This is a genomic window from Rhodococcus sp. IEGM 1305, assembly GCF_030058635.1.
Lineage (GTDB): Bacteria > Actinomycetota > Actinomycetes > Mycobacteriales > Mycobacteriaceae > Rhodococcus_F > Rhodococcus_F opacus_D.
Map to the genome: position 1 here is coordinate 1 of NZ_JASHKX010000032.1, position 16,151 is coordinate 16,151.

At 67.8% G+C, this 16,151-nt stretch carries 18 protein-coding genes, 1 tRNA gene and 2 pseudogenes; 11 read left to right on the forward strand and 10 right to left on the reverse strand.

The genetic code is table 11. The features are described 5' to 3' along the window. Positions 1–488: 488 nt before the first annotated feature. The 4 genes from QM693_RS29285 to QM693_RS29300 all read left to right on the forward strand — a co-directional run bounded on the left by QM693_RS29285 (position 489) and on the right by QM693_RS29300 (position 2,567). Positions 489–752 (forward strand): hypothetical protein, encoded by a 264-nt coding sequence (locus tag QM693_RS29285; protein WP_280783797.1) that lies wholly within the window; start codon positions 489–491, stop codon positions 750–752. A gap of 744 nt (positions 753–1,496) precedes the next feature. Continuing rightward, entirely contained in the window at positions 1,497–1,808 is a 312-nt protein-coding gene (locus tag QM693_RS29290; protein WP_283354072.1) for a hypothetical protein, read from the forward strand. A gap of 250 nt (positions 1,809–2,058) precedes the next feature. Further along, entirely contained in the window at positions 2,059–2,406 is a 348-nt protein-coding gene (locus QM693_RS29295) for a hypothetical protein (RefSeq protein WP_283331847.1), read from the forward strand. Positions 2,407–2,493: 87 nt separating this feature from the next. Further along, positions 2,494–2,567, forward strand: a tRNA-Thr gene (locus QM693_RS29300). Positions 2,568–2,695: 128 nt separating this feature from the next. On the opposite strand, the pseudogene QM693_RS29305 reads toward QM693_RS29300, so the two are convergent. Further along, positions 2,696–2,818, reverse strand: a pseudogene (locus QM693_RS29305) (DUF4193 family protein); the annotation flags it as partial. Positions 2,819–3,324: 506 nt separating this feature from the next. Between QM693_RS29305 and QM693_RS29310 the strand changes: the two are divergent. Both QM693_RS29310 and QM693_RS29315 read left to right on the forward strand, forming a co-directional pair. Next, positions 3,325–3,468, forward strand: coding sequence for a hypothetical protein (locus tag QM693_RS29310; RefSeq protein ID WP_280783795.1), 144 nt, complete (start codon positions 3,325–3,327; stop codon positions 3,466–3,468). A 238-nt stretch (positions 3,469–3,706) separates the two neighbouring features. Further along, complete coding sequence (locus QM693_RS29315) at positions 3,707–4,033, forward strand: ANTAR domain-containing protein (RefSeq protein WP_283331846.1); 327 nt, start codon at positions 3,707–3,709, stop codon at positions 4,031–4,033. 438 nt (positions 4,034–4,471) lie between these two features. Here QM693_RS29315 and QM693_RS29320 read toward each other — a convergent pair whose 3' ends face one another. Together QM693_RS29320 and QM693_RS29330 are read right to left on the reverse strand one after the other, a co-directional pair. Further along, the gene (locus QM693_RS29320; RefSeq protein WP_280783793.1) at positions 4,472–4,687 is read right to left on the reverse strand and encodes a hypothetical protein; all 216 of its coding nucleotides are present in this window, start codon (positions 4,685–4,687) and stop codon (positions 4,472–4,474) included. Positions 4,688–6,346: 1,659 nt separating this feature from the next. Next, positions 6,347–6,544 (reverse strand): hypothetical protein, encoded by a 198-nt coding sequence (locus QM693_RS29330; protein WP_283354073.1) that lies wholly within the window; start codon positions 6,542–6,544, stop codon positions 6,347–6,349. Positions 6,545–7,210: 666 nt separating this feature from the next. Between QM693_RS29330 and QM693_RS29335 the strand changes: the two genes are divergently transcribed. Next, a complete protein-coding gene (locus tag QM693_RS29335; RefSeq protein WP_283354129.1) occupies positions 7,211–7,993 on the forward strand; it encodes a DUF3109 family protein in 783 nt (260 codons plus the stop codon). 406 nt (positions 7,994–8,399) lie between these two features. Here the strand turns inward: QM693_RS29335 and QM693_RS29340 are convergent, their stop codons facing one another. Further along, positions 8,400–8,597: a hypothetical protein gene (locus tag QM693_RS29340; RefSeq protein WP_283354074.1), complete on the reverse strand. Its 198-nt coding sequence runs from the start codon at positions 8,595–8,597 to the stop codon at positions 8,400–8,402. A gap of 464 nt (positions 8,598–9,061) precedes the next feature. Here QM693_RS29340 and QM693_RS29345 point away from each other — a divergent pair, with 464 nt between their 5' ends. Both QM693_RS29345 and QM693_RS29350 read left to right on the forward strand, forming a co-directional pair. Then, the gene (locus QM693_RS29345) at positions 9,062–9,361 is read left to right on the forward strand and encodes a hypothetical protein (RefSeq protein WP_283354075.1); all 300 of its coding nucleotides are present in this window, start codon (positions 9,062–9,064) and stop codon (positions 9,359–9,361) included. Positions 9,362–9,584: 223 nt separating this feature from the next. Beyond that, on the forward strand, positions 9,585–9,893 hold the full coding sequence (locus QM693_RS29350; RefSeq protein WP_283354076.1) for a hypothetical protein: 309 nt from the start codon (positions 9,585–9,587) through the stop codon (positions 9,891–9,893). Between the two features lie 115 nt (positions 9,894–10,008). Here QM693_RS29350 and QM693_RS29355 read toward each other — a convergent pair whose 3' ends face one another. The 5 genes and pseudogenes from QM693_RS29355 to QM693_RS29375 all read right to left on the reverse strand — a co-directional run bounded on the left by QM693_RS29355 (position 10,009) and on the right by QM693_RS29375 (position 13,371). Continuing rightward, positions 10,009–10,476 carry an SRPBCC family protein gene (locus tag QM693_RS29355; protein WP_280783787.1) on the reverse strand — a complete coding sequence of 156 codons (468 nt, stop codon included), beginning with the start codon at positions 10,474–10,476 and terminating at the stop codon, positions 10,009–10,011. Positions 10,477–10,539: 63 nt separating this feature from the next. After that, positions 10,540–10,749 carry a glyoxalase gene (locus QM693_RS29360; protein ID WP_283331842.1) on the reverse strand — a complete coding sequence of 70 codons (210 nt, stop codon included), beginning with the start codon at positions 10,747–10,749 and terminating at the stop codon, positions 10,540–10,542. Positions 10,750–10,858: 109 nt separating this feature from the next. Continuing rightward, entirely contained in the window at positions 10,859–11,179 is a 321-nt protein-coding gene (locus tag QM693_RS29365; protein WP_283331841.1) for a hypothetical protein, read from the reverse strand. A gap of 193 nt (positions 11,180–11,372) precedes the next feature. After that, a pseudogene (locus QM693_RS29370) lies at positions 11,373–11,635 on the reverse strand (DUF6328 family protein); the annotation flags it as partial. A 347-nt stretch (positions 11,636–11,982) separates the two neighbouring features. After that, positions 11,983–13,371 (reverse strand): CYTH and CHAD domain-containing protein, encoded by a 1,389-nt coding sequence (locus QM693_RS29375; protein ID WP_283354077.1) that lies wholly within the window; start codon positions 13,369–13,371, stop codon positions 11,983–11,985. Between the two features lie 336 nt (positions 13,372–13,707). On the opposite strand from QM693_RS29375, the gene QM693_RS29380 reads away from it, so the two are divergent. Both QM693_RS29380 and QM693_RS29385 read left to right on the forward strand, forming a co-directional pair. Further along, a complete protein-coding gene (locus QM693_RS29380) occupies positions 13,708–14,670 on the forward strand; it encodes a DUF8129 domain-containing protein (protein WP_283354078.1) in 963 nt (320 codons plus the stop codon). A gap of 140 nt (positions 14,671–14,810) precedes the next feature. Next, positions 14,811–15,014, forward strand: a complete 204-nt coding sequence (locus QM693_RS29385; RefSeq protein ID WP_280783782.1) for a three-helix bundle dimerization domain-containing protein — start codon at positions 14,811–14,813, stop codon at positions 15,012–15,014. Positions 15,015–15,278: 264 nt separating this feature from the next. Here the strand turns inward: QM693_RS29385 and QM693_RS29390 are convergent, their stop codons facing one another. After that, positions 15,279–15,980: an MspA family porin gene (locus QM693_RS29390; RefSeq protein WP_283354079.1), complete on the reverse strand. Its 702-nt coding sequence runs from the start codon at positions 15,978–15,980 to the stop codon at positions 15,279–15,281. Positions 15,981–16,151: the final 171 nt, after the last annotated feature.

Here is a 16,151-nt window from a genome sequence, read left to right on the forward strand (position 1 = left end):
CACCTCGCCGCCGCACTCACCTGCTTCAAGAAGCTCCCCACATGAGACACGCTCTCAATAGGGGTTGAACACGTGATTGTGATCGGGAGCGAGGCCAACGAGCACATCGCGTTGTCGCTCGGGGAAAATGCCCGGCCCTGACGAGCTGTTCCGGCGTTCGCCCGGGTGCCGATCGCGATCCGGGTGGGGGTTCACCGGTGATCTGACCGCGGAACTGATCCTGAGCGAATTCGTCGCTTTCCGGGACGGGCTACAGCAGGTCTACGAGACCCTGGCTGGACAGCGACCCTCGCCGGCTCGATCACACTCGTAGTGCACCTGAGAGCCGCGGCACCAAGCCCCATCGGACCCGCCGACCTGCTATGGATGCCGTACCGGCAAGGCGCACGGTTGAGTTCAGCGTTAATGCGCGTCGCGGTGCGCCGGCTCCTGGACAACCCTGGCGACCTCGCGGGCGATCTAAAGATCGTTGCGCCGGTGCACGACCTGTGACCGCCACCGCCCACCGTCCGGGTCGATGTCGCCTCGACGACGAACTCCTCATGCACGTCGACGCCCTCGCCGACCGGCTCGGCTCGGACCGCCAGGAGCTGGTGTATCTGGCGGCCAAACGCATCCCCCGGTTCCGCGGCAACATCGAGAACTGGAGGCTCGACGAAATGTTCCGCGGCCCGAAAAACCGTAAGCACATGCTGGCCAAACCTGCCCGCCGCGAGAAGATCCGTCGGATGGACCGCGGCAGTGACACCTGACCTGCGAGAATGGACGGTGGGTCGGGCCCGCACCACCGGAGGACCCATGTCTCGGTTTCTGCGCCTCACCCTCGCCGCGGCGGCAACAGCGGCTGCACCGATGTCCCTAACCGCAGCACCCGCACACGCAGCACCGCCCGTCCCGAGTGGATGCGCATGGCAGAGTTTCGTCATTGGCGGGCTGTCGACGTGTGCACCGAGTTCGGTGAAATCCCATCAGGTGGAGGTGTTGTGCCATCTGCTCGGAGGATTCCCCTATATGGACTTTTCCGTGTGGGGGCCGGCGGTGCCCACCTCCCTGCCGTCGATCGCGCTGTGCCCGCCGCTTCACGTTGGACTCGGCGGCACTGTGCACACCCGATAGCGCAGGCGCGGCTTCCCGCACCGCCCACGCTGCAAGTGACCTCGGGAAATGGCATTGCCCGCTTTACCGGCGTGAACGCGGTCAACCACACCGGTTGGCCTCGGCCACCATGAGCCGCAGAGTCAGATAAGCATGTGCGGCGACCGCTGCAGCCGCTGCGGCGGCTCCGGCGAAGAGGGTGGCGGCGAGCGAGGGTCAGACGAAAAGGGGGAATCCGCCACAGTTCGGTGACCCGGAGCTGCCGTCGGGCGGCGGCGGTCCATGACAGCCGACTGCTTCGGCGGTGTTCTCGATCTTGGATGGTGGTCGGGTCGCGTACCGGGTCGGGTGGTGCTTATGCTCGATTTCGGGAGTTTCGCCGAGCGAAGAGGTGTGTCAGCATGGCCCGAGACAGTGGCAACCGGCCGGTAGGTGGCCCGGAGTTGACGGTTGGTGTCCGGGTGCTGGTCCGCCGGAGTTCCGGGGTCGATCTCACCGGTGAGGTTGTCGAGGATTACGCGGCGGTGACTGATCCGGGCGGTGGTGGGCATGAGTGGGCGCCGGTGCATCGGTGGGCGGTCGCGCTCGACGACGGGCGGCTGGTCTTCGCCGACACCGAGGACCTGACCATCGATCCGGGCTCCTACCGTTCCGCCCCGAACCCGAACCCGGATTCGGCTGCGCGGACACCCGGCCGTCACCGGGGAGAATGATCGGCGGCAGCCGCTTCGTGGCCAGTTCTGGTCGGCGTCAAACATCGTGCACACGAATTGCGCTAGCAGTCAGTCGATTACATGAATCACGTGGATGAGGTCCTGAAGGGGACGTCGATCTCACCGCATGATCGGCCGGGGTATGCCTCAGTCGTGGCATAGCCGCATCGGATGTGTTTTGCGCTGTGGTGTTGTTCGGAACTGAGGCTTCCGGTTTACCGTGTCGGGTATGAGACGTGATGAGGCTCGCGTGGCTCGGGACTTCGCGGGGTGGTTATCGTCTCAGGGGTGGACGGTCCGCACCGATACGGATGTCGTCGACATCGTTGCCGACAAGGACGGACGCCGGCTCTATGTCGAGGTCAAGGGTGCGAGCTCCGCGCCGGGGTTGGATGTCGATACCGCCATCGGGCAGCTCGTGCGGCGGATGCCGAGCGAACCGGATCAGTCGGTGTCGTTTGCTCTGGTCGTGCGTGATGAGCCGCGATCGGTGGAAGCGGCGGTGCGGGCACCACAACGGATTCTCGATCTGTTGGGGATGGCGCTGTATGCCGTTGATGACAACGGTGGGGTGCGGCAGCTCTTTGGCCGCGTGTGAAGACCTTCTCCCGGAGCGTGAGCGGGGACGGTCGGCGGTGTGGAGATACCGTCGCCAGGTCCCGCGAGAGTGGGGTAGTGCAGTGATGGGGCGGTAGCTCGGTCGGTTAGAGCCGTGGACTCGTAATCGGTTGGTCGCGGGTTCGAGCCCCGCCCGCCCCACCTCGTGTCGCCTGCGAGGCCGCAGGGAGGTCCGTGGAGGGCGAATCAGGCCGTGGCGGCGGCGATCGAGGGTGTGCGATGCGGGCCAATCTGAGGGCGGCCGCGCTTCTCGGTCGGTCCGACCGTGTTCAGGCGCAGTCGCGGCAGAGTTGTTGCGCGGCGTCGGCGAGGCGGCTGCGGTGGTGGACGAGGAAGCAACTGGTGCAGGTGAATTCGTCCGGCTGCTTGGGGATGACGCGGACGGTGAGTTCTGGGTCTTCGGACCCGTCAGATTAGAGGGTCCGGTGCCGCGACATGCGCTCGGGGGCAGAATGTGCCGTGGACTCAACCGCTTCGGTCGGTGGGTGGTCGTGAGCGCGGTCCGGTTGCGTGGTGCGTGTCTCCCATTGTCGTTCTCTGGTAGGTGATATGACCTTCCGGGGTCGAGCCCAGTGGGTGGCCGGGACCCGTTCTGCGGCAGCAGGTGGGATTGGGTCCGCAGCCGGGTGTCCAGTCCTACCGGGCGTGCTACTCGCGACCCGTGGTCGCCCATGTCATTCGAACGAATGACACCGGAGCATCGGGGCGTGGGGATGCGCGTGTCGACAGCGCGGCACTGGACTGAATGGGCACTGCACGTCTCCAGCCAGAGCTGAGGATCGAGCCGCACGGTTACCAATGTCGGCTTGAGTTTTTCACTGCCGACATGTACAACAAAATCTATATGCGCCGACATAGATAAATTCGTTGCGACGAGCCAGACCGTCAAGGAGAACCGATGACCGCACACCCTCCGCGCCCCGTTCCCCGCGACCGCGAGGTCCTCGTTCTCCGCGCCGGCAGTGGCGGAGCCATCGCCGGGGGATTGATCGTCACACTGGCCCTCGGTGCGCTGACTCTCCTCTCGTCCCTACCCACCTGACCAGTGGTGACGCCACGCCCCGCCACCTGCACGCCGTCACGTCGCGCATGACCACCACGAAGGTTTGTGCGGGGCGACGACCGGTATCTGGACGTTTGTGCAGATCGCTGGTTGCTGCCGGTGTGCTAGAACTGATCACGCATCGTCAGTGACGTGGCTCACATTCACGTCACGGTCGGGATGGTTGTCGGCACACCGGCACGTTCCGGTCGATGCACGAGAGCAAAGGACACATCACATGATCGAGGACACCGCAGAATCACCCCCCACCCCGGTTCCGAGCCCGACGCGTCTTCTTTCCCGCCGGCGCCCCGACGGTCGCGAACTACTCGCCAGCGCGAAGGGCATCCTGATGGCCGCCCGCGGCTGCAGCGACGCCCAGGCATTCGACGAACTCCTCGACGTCTCCCGCCGTCATCACCTGACCGTCCTCGGTGCCGCCCGGAATTTGGTCGACCTCGCCGCCGGATCCCCGACCCGTCGGCGGACACCGGACGCCGTCCGGTTCGACGAATGGGAGCAACTACTCACCCAACTCCCACAGCGGCACGCCCACGCCAGCTGAAGCAAAGCGGGAACACACCGCAGCGGAATCAAAGGATGCGATCGACACCCCTTCCGGAAACCGGTCAGGGCCAACCGATCTGGCTTGATTCAGTCCCTCGACACGGGGAGTGCGGTCGACGACGCCCGGCTCCGGCGTCCGCGGAAATGCTGACTCGGCACCGCCACCCAGCGGTCCGGCAACGGGGCGAAGTCGGTTCGGTGGTTCTACACTGAGTGCCACGGAGGTGTCCCGGTGGACAACCGTTCCGCTCGGTGGCCGTTGTGGGTGCTCGCGGCGGCGCCCCGGCGGTGGGGAGGGTGGCATTGACCTCACCGCCGCCGGTTTCCTCTCGGCGCCGCCATGCTGGCCGGTGCGCTCGGGGCCAACGCAGGGTCCATGATCCCGGCCGCGTGGCCAACCTGGTGCGCCATGGTCGGTGCCGATGTGTCCATACGGTCAGCGATCCGTGCGGCGCTCGCGCTCGCCCTCACTCGCTCTGATCGCCGCCGGAACTGGAGACCTCGTGCCATGCAACAACTTCTCGCCGACCACGAAGATATTGTCAACGTTGTGATGGTCATGGTTGTCGTAGCGCTCGCCGCTGCCGCGGTGTGGACGATCTTCCGTTGACCGGTCACGGTGCCGGGTCTGCTGGTGCAGCTCGAGTTCCACGCACGGTGGTCGTTGCTTCCCTGCGACCCCCACGCTGTGTCTCTTGCGTGTGCGATGGTTGCGGCGGGCGAGGTGGCCCACCAACCGGAGTGAGCGCCCAACGGTCACCGCAGCTGGTGGGCCCTACCACCCGAATCGCTGTGTGTCCGAACGAACTCGGGAGGTAGCGTCAGTAGAGTATCCGCCGACGTGGCCATCGAAACCCAGAGGGCTTATGTCTCGGAAACGGTGCTGTTCGGGTGTTCAGCCAGAACAGTGCGCCCCATTCGGTGCGGGCCGCGCGGGCGGCGGTGGGCTCGGGCAACTCGTTGCCGCTGGCGAGGGCGACCAGGGCCTCGGCGAGGGTGAAGACGGACAGCCGTGACGGCGGGCCGCATTCACTAGTTCGTCGAAAGCGTCTGCGGTCCCGATCCGGCGGATCCCGATGAGCACCCCCTCGGCGGTGTCGAGGGCGCGGGTACGAGCTCCCGGACCGCGGGGATTGGTTGTGGTCTGACTGTGCAATGCTGCCATCGACGACACCTCCGCCGAAATCTTGGGATGGGTTCCTCTCGGTCGTGCCCGGTCGGGTCCGAACTCACACTTTTACGCCTCCACCAGCTGCTGGACCCGGCGACGGAATCGCTTACGATCTCTATCCTGACCAGCGCTGACGGAGTAGTTTCGACGTCACCGCGGACAGGTAGATGATCCGCGACGGAGAAAAGCGCTCACGAGGAAGCACGGCGCCGGCGTCGGCGAAGCCCCGACGTTAATGCATACGTGTTCGCGGTCGCGCGGGCACTAAAACGCCGACACGATCCGCCGATGGGACGAGGTCAGTTTCGATGCGGTGGTCGTGGTGTTGAGGCAGTTCCGGCACTACAGCGGACGCGACATCCTGGTCGCGTGGAACCACTATTTCGGGTGGTCGTTGGGAATCGAGGGTCGCGCTGCGATCGTGTCCTGATCATTTCCGGGCTCGGGATCGGCCGTCGCCCGCAACCCGAGAACATCGCCGACCGAACTGACGAGCTCGTCGCCGACCTGCTGCACCGCGAATATCGAGCCCGGACAGTTTTCCGGTTCCCACTGTCGTCTACCGGCTCGGTACCGGCCCCGCCGCGCACGGGCCGTTCTGGCGGTGACGGACCGCCGGTTCCCGATTGGGGGAGCGGTGCCTCGGCGAGGTCGGGATGCGCCGGCCGCGCACGGAAGTCGGGCGCTGGCGATTTGTCGGTGGCAGGGCCCGGACAGGAGAGGACGCCGGGGGCATGACGACGAGGCCGCGATCCGACCGTGGGTGCAGTCCGTACCCGTGGACATCGGTCCCCGGCGCCCACGGCGGCGGGGGTGGTCCTGGGCGACTGCGGCGAGCACCAGGATCCGGAAACCGCGGGCCTCGTCAGACAGTGAGACGGGCTCGGACCCGAGATCGGCGCCGGTGAGCAACTCGAACCCGCACGACACTTCGTTGTTGTCGGCTCCGAGCGGACGCGCAGCAGAGACCCGTACTCCCCGACCAGCGAGATCATCACCGAGTGGAATGGGGCGGTGCGCAGGCCACCCGCACGTCTGCGTGACCGCCGCCGGCAGGTTCCTTTCGCCGACCTCCTGCAGGCGCTGCCCCCCGATCCGGGACTGCGGCCGACCACAAGAATGTCGCTGGGGTGTGCGGGTCTATTCGTGGGGTTGGGGGTGTTCGGTGCCGATGGTGTCGTGTCCGAGTAGGGAGGCTTCCCGCAGGCTTTGGGCGAGGGTCTTTTTCAGGGTCGGGGTGGAGGGGGGACCGGCACATCCGGGGTCGGTGTTCGGGTAGGCGGGGATCTCGTCGAGAGCGGTGTCGAGGTGGGGGCCGGTGATTCCCCAGGGTGGCACCGGTGGGGCCGCCGGCGGCGTGGATGCCGGTGAGGAGGTGTTCGCCGAGGTGGTTGTGGTGGTGGGTGCGGGCCGCGTCGGAGGCGAGCACGACGACGTGGCGTGCTTGGCCGCTGAATTTGTCGAACACCGTTTGATCACTCCCTCGGCGAGTGCCCTGCGCGGGGGTGGAGAGCTGGCGCCCTTCCAGTCTCCGTGTGGGGGCGCTGAGCCTGCAACGATGAGTCGCCTCGGTGAGGATGGGTCGTCGCTCGGTTGCGGCCCCGGGTGATCTCGGAGCGCATGCAGGCGTGGGCCGCGCAGCGCGGGCTACGTGGAACAGCCCGGACCTGCGTCCACAGGTCCGGCGAATTTCGCACCGGGCCACACCGGGAGCTGCGCTTCCACATGGGGTAGCCGCGCCCCGCCGGGCTCTTGAAACGGTCCTCGCGGGCTGACCGGGTGCCGGACGTCTTGGGCCGTGCCGATGAGCGTTGCTTCCGTTGCGCGGCAACGGGTCCGGGGGTGACCGACCGGATATCACGGCGGTGGTCCATGGGGGTGTCGGCGAGATTCGGGTCGGGCGTCGTTCGCTTTCGGACGGGGATCGAATCAGTCCTTGTTTGTTACGTGGGTCGGCTACCGTGGGGGTTTGTGGCAGCAGGTATTCCGGGGCCGTCGGACAAGATGACGCCGAGCCCCGAGGTTGGGCTCGACTTCACTCGGGAGTGGGTGGAGTTCCTCGATCCCGACGACGCCGAGCATCTCATCGCCGCGGACATGACGTGGCTCCTCTCGCACTGGACCTGCGTGTTCGGCACCCCGGCCTGCCAGGGCATCATCGCGGGTCGACCCGACGACGGTTGCTGCTCGCATGGCGCGTTCTTCTCGGACGAGGAGGATGTCGAGAGGTTGCACGAGTCGGTGAAGCTGCTCAGACCCGAGGACTGGCAGTTCATGAAGCAGGGTCTCGGGAAGAAGGGGTACATCGAGGAGGACGAGCTCGACGACGAGCCGGCGCTGCGGACCCGCCGATACAAGGGTGCATGCATCTTCCTCAACCGTCCCGGCTTCGAGGGTGGCATCGGGTGCGCGCTGCACTCGATGGCGCTCGAGCGTGGCATCGAGCCGCTCGAGGTGAAGCCGGACGTGTGCTGGCAGCTGCCGATCCGGCGCACCCAGGAATGGGTGGAGCGACCCGACGGCGAGCAGGTCCTGAAGACGACGATCAGCGAGTACGACCGGCGCGGGTGGGGTGAGGGCGGCGCGGATCTGGACTGGTACTGCTCCGGCTCGCCGGACGCGCACGTCGGCGCGAAGGCGGTGTGGCAGTCGTATGCGCCGGAGCTGACCGAGTTGCTCGGTGAGGCCGCGTATCGGGAGCTGGCTCGGCTCTGCAAGCGACGCCAAGGCCTCGGCCTGGTCGCCGTGCACCCGGCGACCGCGGTCGCCGAGAAGAAACCCCGGTAGCGGAGTGGCGGTCCCTGAACATCGACCCCGGTCACAGCGTTATGGGTGTCTACGGCGCAAGAGTCGGGTATCGCTGCGATTCGCAGGCGGCAGCGTGGTTGCCAAGTAGGCTCTCCGATCCCGACTAGTGTCGGTGTTCGGTTAGGGGCCCTCGAATGTAGTGCCGTGAGATGGACGTGATCAGGGAGCAGCTTTGCGCCGGTGGCGCTGGCCCGGTCCTACGACGCCGACAGCACTCCAACTCGCAAACTCGCACACTCGCACCAGGGTGACACTGACGGCAGGTCCTCTGAGGATCACGGCTGAGAAGTCGCCGAGGCGCATCAGCTGGTGGCCCGACTGATCGCCAAGTCCCCGGAACTGCGCGGTATCAGGCGACCGTCCGGCCGGTGACCGGAATCGTGAATCAGGTGCGGCGGGGTGTCGATAGAGGTGCGATCACCGCCAGGTTCACGGTGGTCATGCTGGCGGGTAACCCGATCTGCGGCCGCTCGGCGGTCAGGGTCACCGTCCGTACCGGTGGCGGGACGGGCAGCCAATACAGCGGCTCGCTGCGGTAGGTGCAGATGCCGGTGGCGGTGGCCTGCAGATCCCGGCGGGGCAAGGTATGGGTCCGCGACCGCGAGGTCGGCGGTTCCGGCCCACACGTTCAGAGAGGACCACCGGGCCGACGGGACCGCGAGGTCGGTCAGCGGCCGGGTCTGGTGCAGGGCGCGTCGTGCCGGTCGACCGGTCGCGGTCAGGGCCAGCTGCACCGGGAGCCCGGACGGGTACGCCGTGATCCGCACCAGTTCCAGGGTCAGGTGGGGGTGTGCGCTCAGCTGTCGGTGACCGTGCACCCGGTCACCGGCGCACGGCGGTGGGGCGGTCGAGGGCCAGCGTGGACTGCGCACGGAAGTGATGGTGCACCACCACCGGGAACCTGGCAAGAGCGGCGAGACGAACCAAAACGATTGTACCGGTGAGTAACCGGCGATGGTCGGAGGGGCCGGGTTTTCGGGTCGCCTGCTGGAGGTGAGGGTGCTTATGCTCCAACCCCGGGTTCACCGAGCAAACGAGGTGCAGCAGATGGCCCACAGAAGCGGTAGCAGGCTGGTTCGCGGCCCGGAGTTGACGATCGGTGCCCGGGTGTTGGTCCGCAGGAGGGCTGAAGCGGACGTCACCGGTGAGGTCGTCGAGGACGTCGCGGTGCTGACCGAATCCGGGGGCACTGGTTGCGAGTGGGCGCCGGCGCATCGGTGGGCGGTCGCGCTCGACGACGGTCGCCTGATCTTCGCCGACTCCGAGGACCTCACCATCGATCCCAGCTCCGGCCGCCCTGCGGAACCGGAGTTGGCGCCCAAGCCGGTCACATCCCCGGGGGAGTGAGAGGCGGACAGACAGGCCCGCGACCTGTTCAGGCGGACGATCGGTGGGTACTTCCGGTCGGACAGGATCGGCGGCGTCGTCGATCTCGGCGATGGTGAAGTGGGGCGAAAGGCTATGAATTTGGTGAGCGGTACGGTACGGGTGGCGACCCGGAGCGGGTGAGGCTGCGACGGCCACCCTCGGCGCGGTCGGTGGAGCTGCGGTCGGCGGTCTGGTCGGCAGCATGAAGGGTGCGGCCGTCGGGGCTGCGGAGGGTGCCCGGCGTGGAAGTCATTCGACGCCTGCGGCCGTGTCGACCATGGGTGCGGTCGCGGTGACCGGTGTGGTGCAGTGGCCGATCGTGGCCGCGGTCGGCGGGACGGCGCTGGTCCTCGATCAACTCAAACTCGGCACCAGACCGGATAAGCAAGGGACCGGCGAGCCGTCGACCGGACCCGGAACCGCGGCCGAAGCAAAGACTCCCACCCCTGCGGCGAAGCCGGTGCGGGGACGCCGGACGCCGGCGAAGACACCGCCCTCGTCGACACCGTGACGGTGGGCCCGACGCGGACGTCGCCGGCCTACCTACCTCCACTGCTACGGAATGTCGGACACGGTGGCGCCGCCGGGCACCGTGGTTGCGGTGCTCGACGGCGCGACCGTGGGGTCTAAATGTTGTTCGCCGTCCGCGGGGTGTGGTTGCGGGCCTCGATGGCCGCGACGGTCTTGTCGAACGCCTTTCCCAGGACGCGGCTGCCGAAGACGCCGAGCACGGCCCCGAGCGCTCGTCCTTTGAGGTTCTTGCCGTCGCGGACCACGACGGCGTCGACGTCGGTGGTCCCGTCGGGGCGCGGGGTGAGGGTGTAGGTGTGGCCGGAGTTGCCGCCCCACAGGTTGGAGTCGGTGGTCGTCATGACGATGCGGTGGGGGTCGGTCCAGTCGTAGCGCAGGCGTTCCCAGGCCCCGCCCGAGCCCTCGGTGACGTCGGCCTGAGTGGTGCCGAGTTCGTGTACCTGGAGGTAGTTGTCGGCGCTGTTGCCGAAGACCGCCTCGCGGCCGGGCCCGAAGTCGGTGAGTGCGTCGAGGAATTGTTCGGGTGTCGCGGTGGTGGTCTGGTGCAGGTGGATCGTGGACATGACGTTCTCCTTGGTGGGTGGTGCAGGGGTGACGGGTTGATCGGTGGGTGGTGTCGAGGACGGTTAGCGGGGCGGCTCCGTCCCCGCCTGTTCGGCGACCATGTAGGCGGCGTACCAGTGGGGCCAGTTCGGGTCCGCTGAACCGGTGCGCTTCTCGTGTTCGCCGTGAGCGATCGCTGCGCGAATCAGCGCACCGGTCAGGTCGACGGTTCTGCCGAATGTTGTTGCCGTGCTGGTGTTCGTCTCGGTGGTGCGGGTGTCGATGGTGCTCATGGTTGCCTTCTCGCCGGTTTCTCAAACAGTGGTGACGTCGGATGTCAGGCCGTCAGGCCCTGATGGGGGAGCAGCTGGTCGCCGCTGGCACCCCCGGGATAGGCGGCTGCTACAGCTGGGAGCTGCCGCTGTTCCAGCCGGCCAGAATCTCGTCGAGGACGATGGTTTCGGCGCGACGGTCCTGCCGCTGGTCACGCTGGCGGTCGTGCTGGCGTTGCTGCTGGATGTCGTTGTCGCGGTCGAGCGGGCTGTCGTGGGTGACGGCTGCGGCGACGGGTTGCGCGGCGTTCGAGGGTGCGGTGGTGGCGGCGGCGGCGGCCACTGGGACGAGGCCGAGTGCGACGGTCGCGGCGGCGACGGCAGCCAGTCGCTTCCAGGAGGAGGTGCTGGTGGCGGAGCGGGTGATCGGGTGAAGCTGTGTGGCGATCATGGTGGGTGGTCCTCATTCGAGTGCCGCGGGCCCAGCGTCTGCGGCTACTCGAACGGTGTCGGGGAGGGCCGGAAGCGTTACACCAGCCAACCTCAGATCTGTGTGACGTGTGTCACTACCGGTATTACCGCCGTGGATGGTGACGGACCTCGCTGCGGGTCACCGCGCTGCTGACGTGACGGCATCCCGGGGTCAGCAGCATCGTCGATAGGACCGACAGGGCGACGGTAACGGGGTAGGTCCCGACCTCGCGAAGTCCGTCAGGTCCGTGAATCGCTGCTGGAACGGCAACGTCAGCAGGTACCCGGTGAGCAGTTGCACGCCGGTCCGCACGACGGGGAGTTCCTGGAGCAGCGCCGCCCAGTTTCGGTCGAGTCGTTGGGTTTCCGCCTCGTGGCGGGCGCGATAGTTCCACTCGTCGTCGTCCCGCGCCCGATCGTCACTGCCGTCCGACATCTCCCACCCGCTGTTCTCGGTATGGATCGGTCACCCGTGGCTGGGACGCGAGGTGCCGCGATCAGGATGGGCCTGGATCGAGGTACTTGCCGCCCGGCCGGTACTGGACACTGCCCACCTGGTGTTCCCGAAATGTCCGTTTCTCACATCCCTGTCCGGGCGGCCTCCGTGCCGAGGCGCGAGATCTGCCCGGCTGAATGGCCCGCCCGCGACCCCCCGACGGTGATGCACCGTCGTCGGCTCCGGGCATGGGCGGGCGCGGGTCGGGCGACGCCCGGTACCGGAGTGTGTCGGTCCGCAAACGACGGGCCACCGCATCCTCGCCGGTGCGCACTGCGGAACGCGGATCAGGTGGCGAGCCGGGCGGCGTCGTCGCGGGCACGGCGGGCGGCCTGCAGCTCGAGCCCGTAGAGCAGCCCGAAGGTGAACCCGTTCTCGCCGTCGGTGCTCCCGGCGCGGGCCCCGAGGGCGCGGAGGGTGCCCAGGGCCACCACGCTGTCCTGGTGCTCCCCGAGAACCTTCTGGACCTTCTTGTATGCGGCGACCCGCTTCTTGCCCTTCTTCTTCCCGACCAGCCCGCGGGTGAGCTCGGCGGCGTAGCGGGCCCGCTTCGCGGCCTTCCGGGCGCGGTGCAGGGCCTCGTCGTCGCCGTCCTCGGTCAGCGGCGGTGCGGTGCGCCACCGCGCCAGCGCGGCGAGCACCGCCCGGTACCGGTCGCTGTCGACGGTTTCCATGAGCTCGGCCCGGTATCGGAGTTGTTCGGCGAGCAGGTCGTTCTCGATCCGGGCGGCGACCGGACCGAGTACCAGCTCGTCGGGTAGGTCGGTGACCGCGGCGGCGAACCGGGCGCGTTGGACCCGCCGGTCCCGGACCTCACCGAGCACCCCCGCGTACCAGGACAGTTCCTCGTCGAGGTGCGTCCGGGCGGCGGGGTCCAGCATTTTCTTGAACACCCGCAGGGTGCTGCGGAACCGTCGGATGCCGACCCGGGTGGCGTGGATCGGGTCCAACCCGCGGCGCAGCCACACGTCGCCGCCGACGATCGCCTGCACCTGGGTGTCGAGGTAGGCGGTCAACAGCTCCCGGACCGCCTCCGCGCCGGAGTCGTCGTCGGCGGGGCTCGGATCGTTCGGGTTCAGCGCCCGGGACAGTTTCGACGGGTACCGGGACGGGTGGGCGTCGTCCCGGGTCAGTCGTTTGCCGATCGCCTCGAGTAGTGTCCCGTCGCCTCTCTCGCCCAGTTCGACCTCCACCTCGCGCCAGTCGCTGGCGACCGCGCCGTCCCCGGCCGAGGCGGCGGCCGCGGTGGCCCGGACCGTGTCGTCGGCGACCTCGGTGAGCAGGTTCCCGTCCGAGTCGAGCATCCGGCGGCGGCGCCGGACGGTCGAGATCGTCGCCACCGGGTGTACCGGTTTGCCGAGCGCGACCCCCGAGACCAGGGCGGCCAGCTCGCTGGGCATCGAGTCGTCCGCGGTGAGCGGCACTCGGATTTCGGTGCGCGCCTTGCGGTCGGGCACCTTCAGCTGCCACCCGGCGTCGGTGTCCCCGGATCGGCGCCGCAACGTGACGTGCTGGCGGAGCAGGTCCCGGTCCGTGGTGTCGAAGTATTGGGTGTCGAGGGTGACGGTGTCTTCCTCGAGCCGACCGCCCGGTGGGACGAGGTCGTCCAGGTTCGGTACCGCGAAGTCGGCGCCGACGTCGTACTTGTCTTCCCGTTCTTGCTGCGCCGTGCTCATGAATCCAGACTGCCCGCCAGGCCCGTCGAATAATCAGGACCACGTTGACCGAGGTCCCGCTGCGGTGCTGCGCTGGCCCTGGGCGGGGCGTCAACTGTCGCCCACCCCGAGCGTCCTACTCGTGGGACCGGGTTGCGCCGGAAATGGTGTGTCACCCGCTTTTCGTTTTTGCCGACCCGGGAATCGACCGATGGTGCGGACGCGGATTGAACATGCTCGGTCGGCGGTGCTAACAACGGTTGAACAGTGGCCCGGCCCGGGCTGCCGTCGGCCTCGGCGGGGTACGCGGCCAGGGTGCAACCGTCCATGCCATCAACTCCGAAGGGGCACACCCGCATGAGCACACCCGACACGACCACCCTGCTTGCCCAGCTGCGCACGGTCCTCGATCTCACCCACACCGAAATCCAGGTCGCCGAAACCCGCATCGTCCAGGCCCGCACCGACGCGGTACGCCGAGAACTGTCGGAGAACGCCGCCAACGGCCGCTCCCGGGCCGAGGCCATCGACGCCGCAATCCGCCAACTCGGCGGTGTCCCCGAGCTGATCGGCCCGTTCCTCGGCCGCGCCGCCGCCGTGGTCAAGGCCCTGACCGAGCAGGCCCAACCATTCGACGAAGCGCTGTTCGGCGATCTGGCCCTCGAACACCAGCTCCTCGACCGTGCCCGCTACATCAAGGCCCTCGCCGTCGCCGCCGGGGAGAGCGACATCGAAAACCTTGCGTCCCGGTTGATCGCCGCCCACTCCGCCACCGTGGATTGGTTGACCACCGTGCTCGCCGAAGACGCCCTCGGTGGCCCGGAGGCGTTGCGCCGCACCCCGTTGCAGGCCGCCGCCGGCGCCGCGGTGCGGCTGGTCCACGGACCCGTCACCTGGTCCACACGCGGCCTGGACCGCGCCCTCGACACCGTCCGCACCACCCCACCCGCCCTGAACGAGCTCCTCAGCCGCAGCGCCCGGGCCGGGGACGTCGCGGTCAAGACCCTGACAGCCTCCCGCGACGCGGCCCTCGAGACCGCCGAACAGGTCACCCGCCGGGAGGGCGCCGGTGGCGTCGCCGGGGTCATCCACTCCGCCCGCACCGCCACCGGTGTCCTCGAGCCCGGGGAGCTGCCGATCGACGACTACGACGAACTCAGCGTCACGAAGGCGGCCGCCGCGATCCAGGACCTCACCGAGCCAGGCGACGTGCGGGCGATCGTGGCGTACGAGGAGGCGCACAAGAACCGGCACAGCGTCGTCTCCACCGCCCAGACCAGGCTGGCCGCCATCGCGCAGGAGGTGGTCGGCATCGACTAGGCGACGCCACCACTCAGCGGGAATCCCCGCACACCCGGTGTGCGGGGATTCCCGCGTGTCGGCGGGCCGGGCCCGCACTCGGTTCCGGCGCCGCGACGTGACGGATTGACGGGGCGACCGGGGGCGCGCAGGCTTTGGGTATGAACTCCGCGGAGGAAGAACGCCAGCTTTCGCAGGTCACCGTACGGTTGCTGAACAAGTTCCCGGCCGCGTCGCGGGAGATGGTCGGGACCGCGGTAGGGGAGGCGGTCGCCTACTTCGTCGGATGCCCGATTCGGGATTTCGTACCGTTGCTCGTCGAGCGTGCGGCGACCGCGAAGCTCGGCGCGTTGCTCGACGCATGACTTTCGACGCGGTGGCGCGGCACCAATGTGGCGGAGGCGCGATCTTCCCTTGGCCAACTCGCCGAATGCGCTGGGGTGGCCACTGCCTCGCCACCGGTTGCGCGCCGAGCTGTATGAATTGCACTGGCCACGAAGGCGCTCGTCGCCGAGCGCACGTGTGCAGATATGTGCGGCCCGCTCGACGCGACTCGCGCGGAAGGGGCCGCCGGATTTGCCCCGACGGCCCTCCTCAACCCGGCACCCGGCCGTGCGGCTACCTCATACCTAGTTGAGTTTCTGCGGCACACCGTATGTCATGACGGTGTCACCGTTTTCGGTGACGGCCTTCGCGTATGGCCGGATGGTGACTGCTCCGATGGCGCCGGAGATGGACCCGTGAACGCCCTGCATCCGCACCAGCGCCTCGGGTCCGTCGAACTCCTGATCCTCGAGCAGCGGGACCTCGGTGATACCGCCCGGCTCCAGGTCGATGTCCAGCTCCTGCGACGGGATGATGTCACCGGCCAGCTCGGCGTTGGTTCCGGCGCTCAGATCGAGGGTAAAGTCGGGGACGAGCCCCAGGTCGATGCCGGTGTCCGACCCGATCGCGAATCCGAGGCCGGGCGAATTGAGGACGATGGTCGCGCCGGCCAGCGCGATCGGGTAGCCGATCTGGTAGCCGACGGTGAGCTTGGTGCCCTCGAAGTCGGCGGCGTCGGGGCCGCTGATGTTCACCGCGGCGTAGCCGTTGTGGAAGAATTCGACGCTGGTCGGTACGCCGTCGAGTGGCGGGACGGCATGGTACTGGGTGTCGCCCTGCAGGACCTCGATGCGGTTGCCGTCCGCGTCGATGACGGAGCTGGAGTTGTCGACTCCTGCCGAGGCGGTGCCGTTACCCATCACCATGGCAAGTACGGCGATACCTGCGACCGCCGCCAGGCGGGTGAAGGGTTTGTATCCGGGTCGAGCTGTGCTGATGTTCGTCATGCGAATCCCCATTCAGTCCGTACTGCAACCGAAACGAAAAGGCATGCAGAGCTTAACCATTCGGGTCGAATGATGTCCTTGTGTTGATCAGATCTTCACGTGAGCTTCGTGTGTATATTCGACGGCCGGCTCCCGCTCGGCATCCGGGTGAGTTGCTCGGGGCTCCGGTGA

What these genes read in the sequence shown, in the direction of transcription:
- QM693_RS29310 (WP_280783795.1), top strand. Translation starts at nt 3,325, where the DNA reads ATGACCGCACACCCTCCGCGCCCCGTTCCCCGCGACCGCGAGGTCCTC.
- QM693_RS29390 (WP_283354079.1), bottom strand. Translation starts at nt 15,980, where the DNA reads ATGACGAACATCAGCACAGCTCGACCCGGATACAAACCCTTCACCCGC.
- QM693_RS29385 (WP_280783782.1), top strand. Translation starts at nt 14,811, where the DNA reads ATGAACTCCGCGGAGGAAGAACGCCAGCTTTCGCAGGTCACCGTACGG.
- QM693_RS29355 (WP_280783787.1), bottom strand. Translation starts at nt 10,476, where the DNA reads ATGTCCACGATCCACCTGCACCAGACCACCACCGCGACACCCGAACAA.
- QM693_RS29360 (WP_283331842.1), bottom strand. Translation starts at nt 10,749, where the DNA reads ATGAGCACCATCGACACCCGCACCACCGAGACGAACACCAGCACGGCA.
- QM693_RS29335 (WP_283354129.1), top strand. Translation starts at nt 7,211, where the DNA reads ATGACGCCGAGCCCCGAGGTTGGGCTCGACTTCACTCGGGAGTGGGTG.
- QM693_RS29375 (WP_283354077.1), bottom strand. Translation starts at nt 13,371, where the DNA reads ATGAGCACGGCGCAGCAAGAACGGGAAGACAAGTACGACGTCGGCGCC.
- QM693_RS29345 (WP_283354075.1), top strand. Translation starts at nt 9,062, where the DNA reads ATGGCCCACAGAAGCGGTAGCAGGCTGGTTCGCGGCCCGGAGTTGACG.
- QM693_RS29350 (WP_283354076.1), top strand. Translation starts at nt 9,585, where the DNA reads ATGAAGGGTGCGGCCGTCGGGGCTGCGGAGGGTGCCCGGCGTGGAAGT.
- QM693_RS29290 (WP_283354072.1), top strand. Translation starts at nt 1,497, where the DNA reads ATGGCCCGAGACAGTGGCAACCGGCCGGTAGGTGGCCCGGAGTTGACG.
- QM693_RS29315 (WP_283331846.1), top strand. Translation starts at nt 3,707, where the DNA reads ATGATCGAGGACACCGCAGAATCACCCCCCACCCCGGTTCCGAGCCCG.
- QM693_RS29365 (WP_283331841.1), bottom strand. Translation starts at nt 11,179, where the DNA reads ATGATCGCCACACAGCTTCACCCGATCACCCGCTCCGCCACCAGCACC.
- QM693_RS29380 (WP_283354078.1), top strand. Translation starts at nt 13,708, where the DNA reads ATGAGCACACCCGACACGACCACCCTGCTTGCCCAGCTGCGCACGGTC.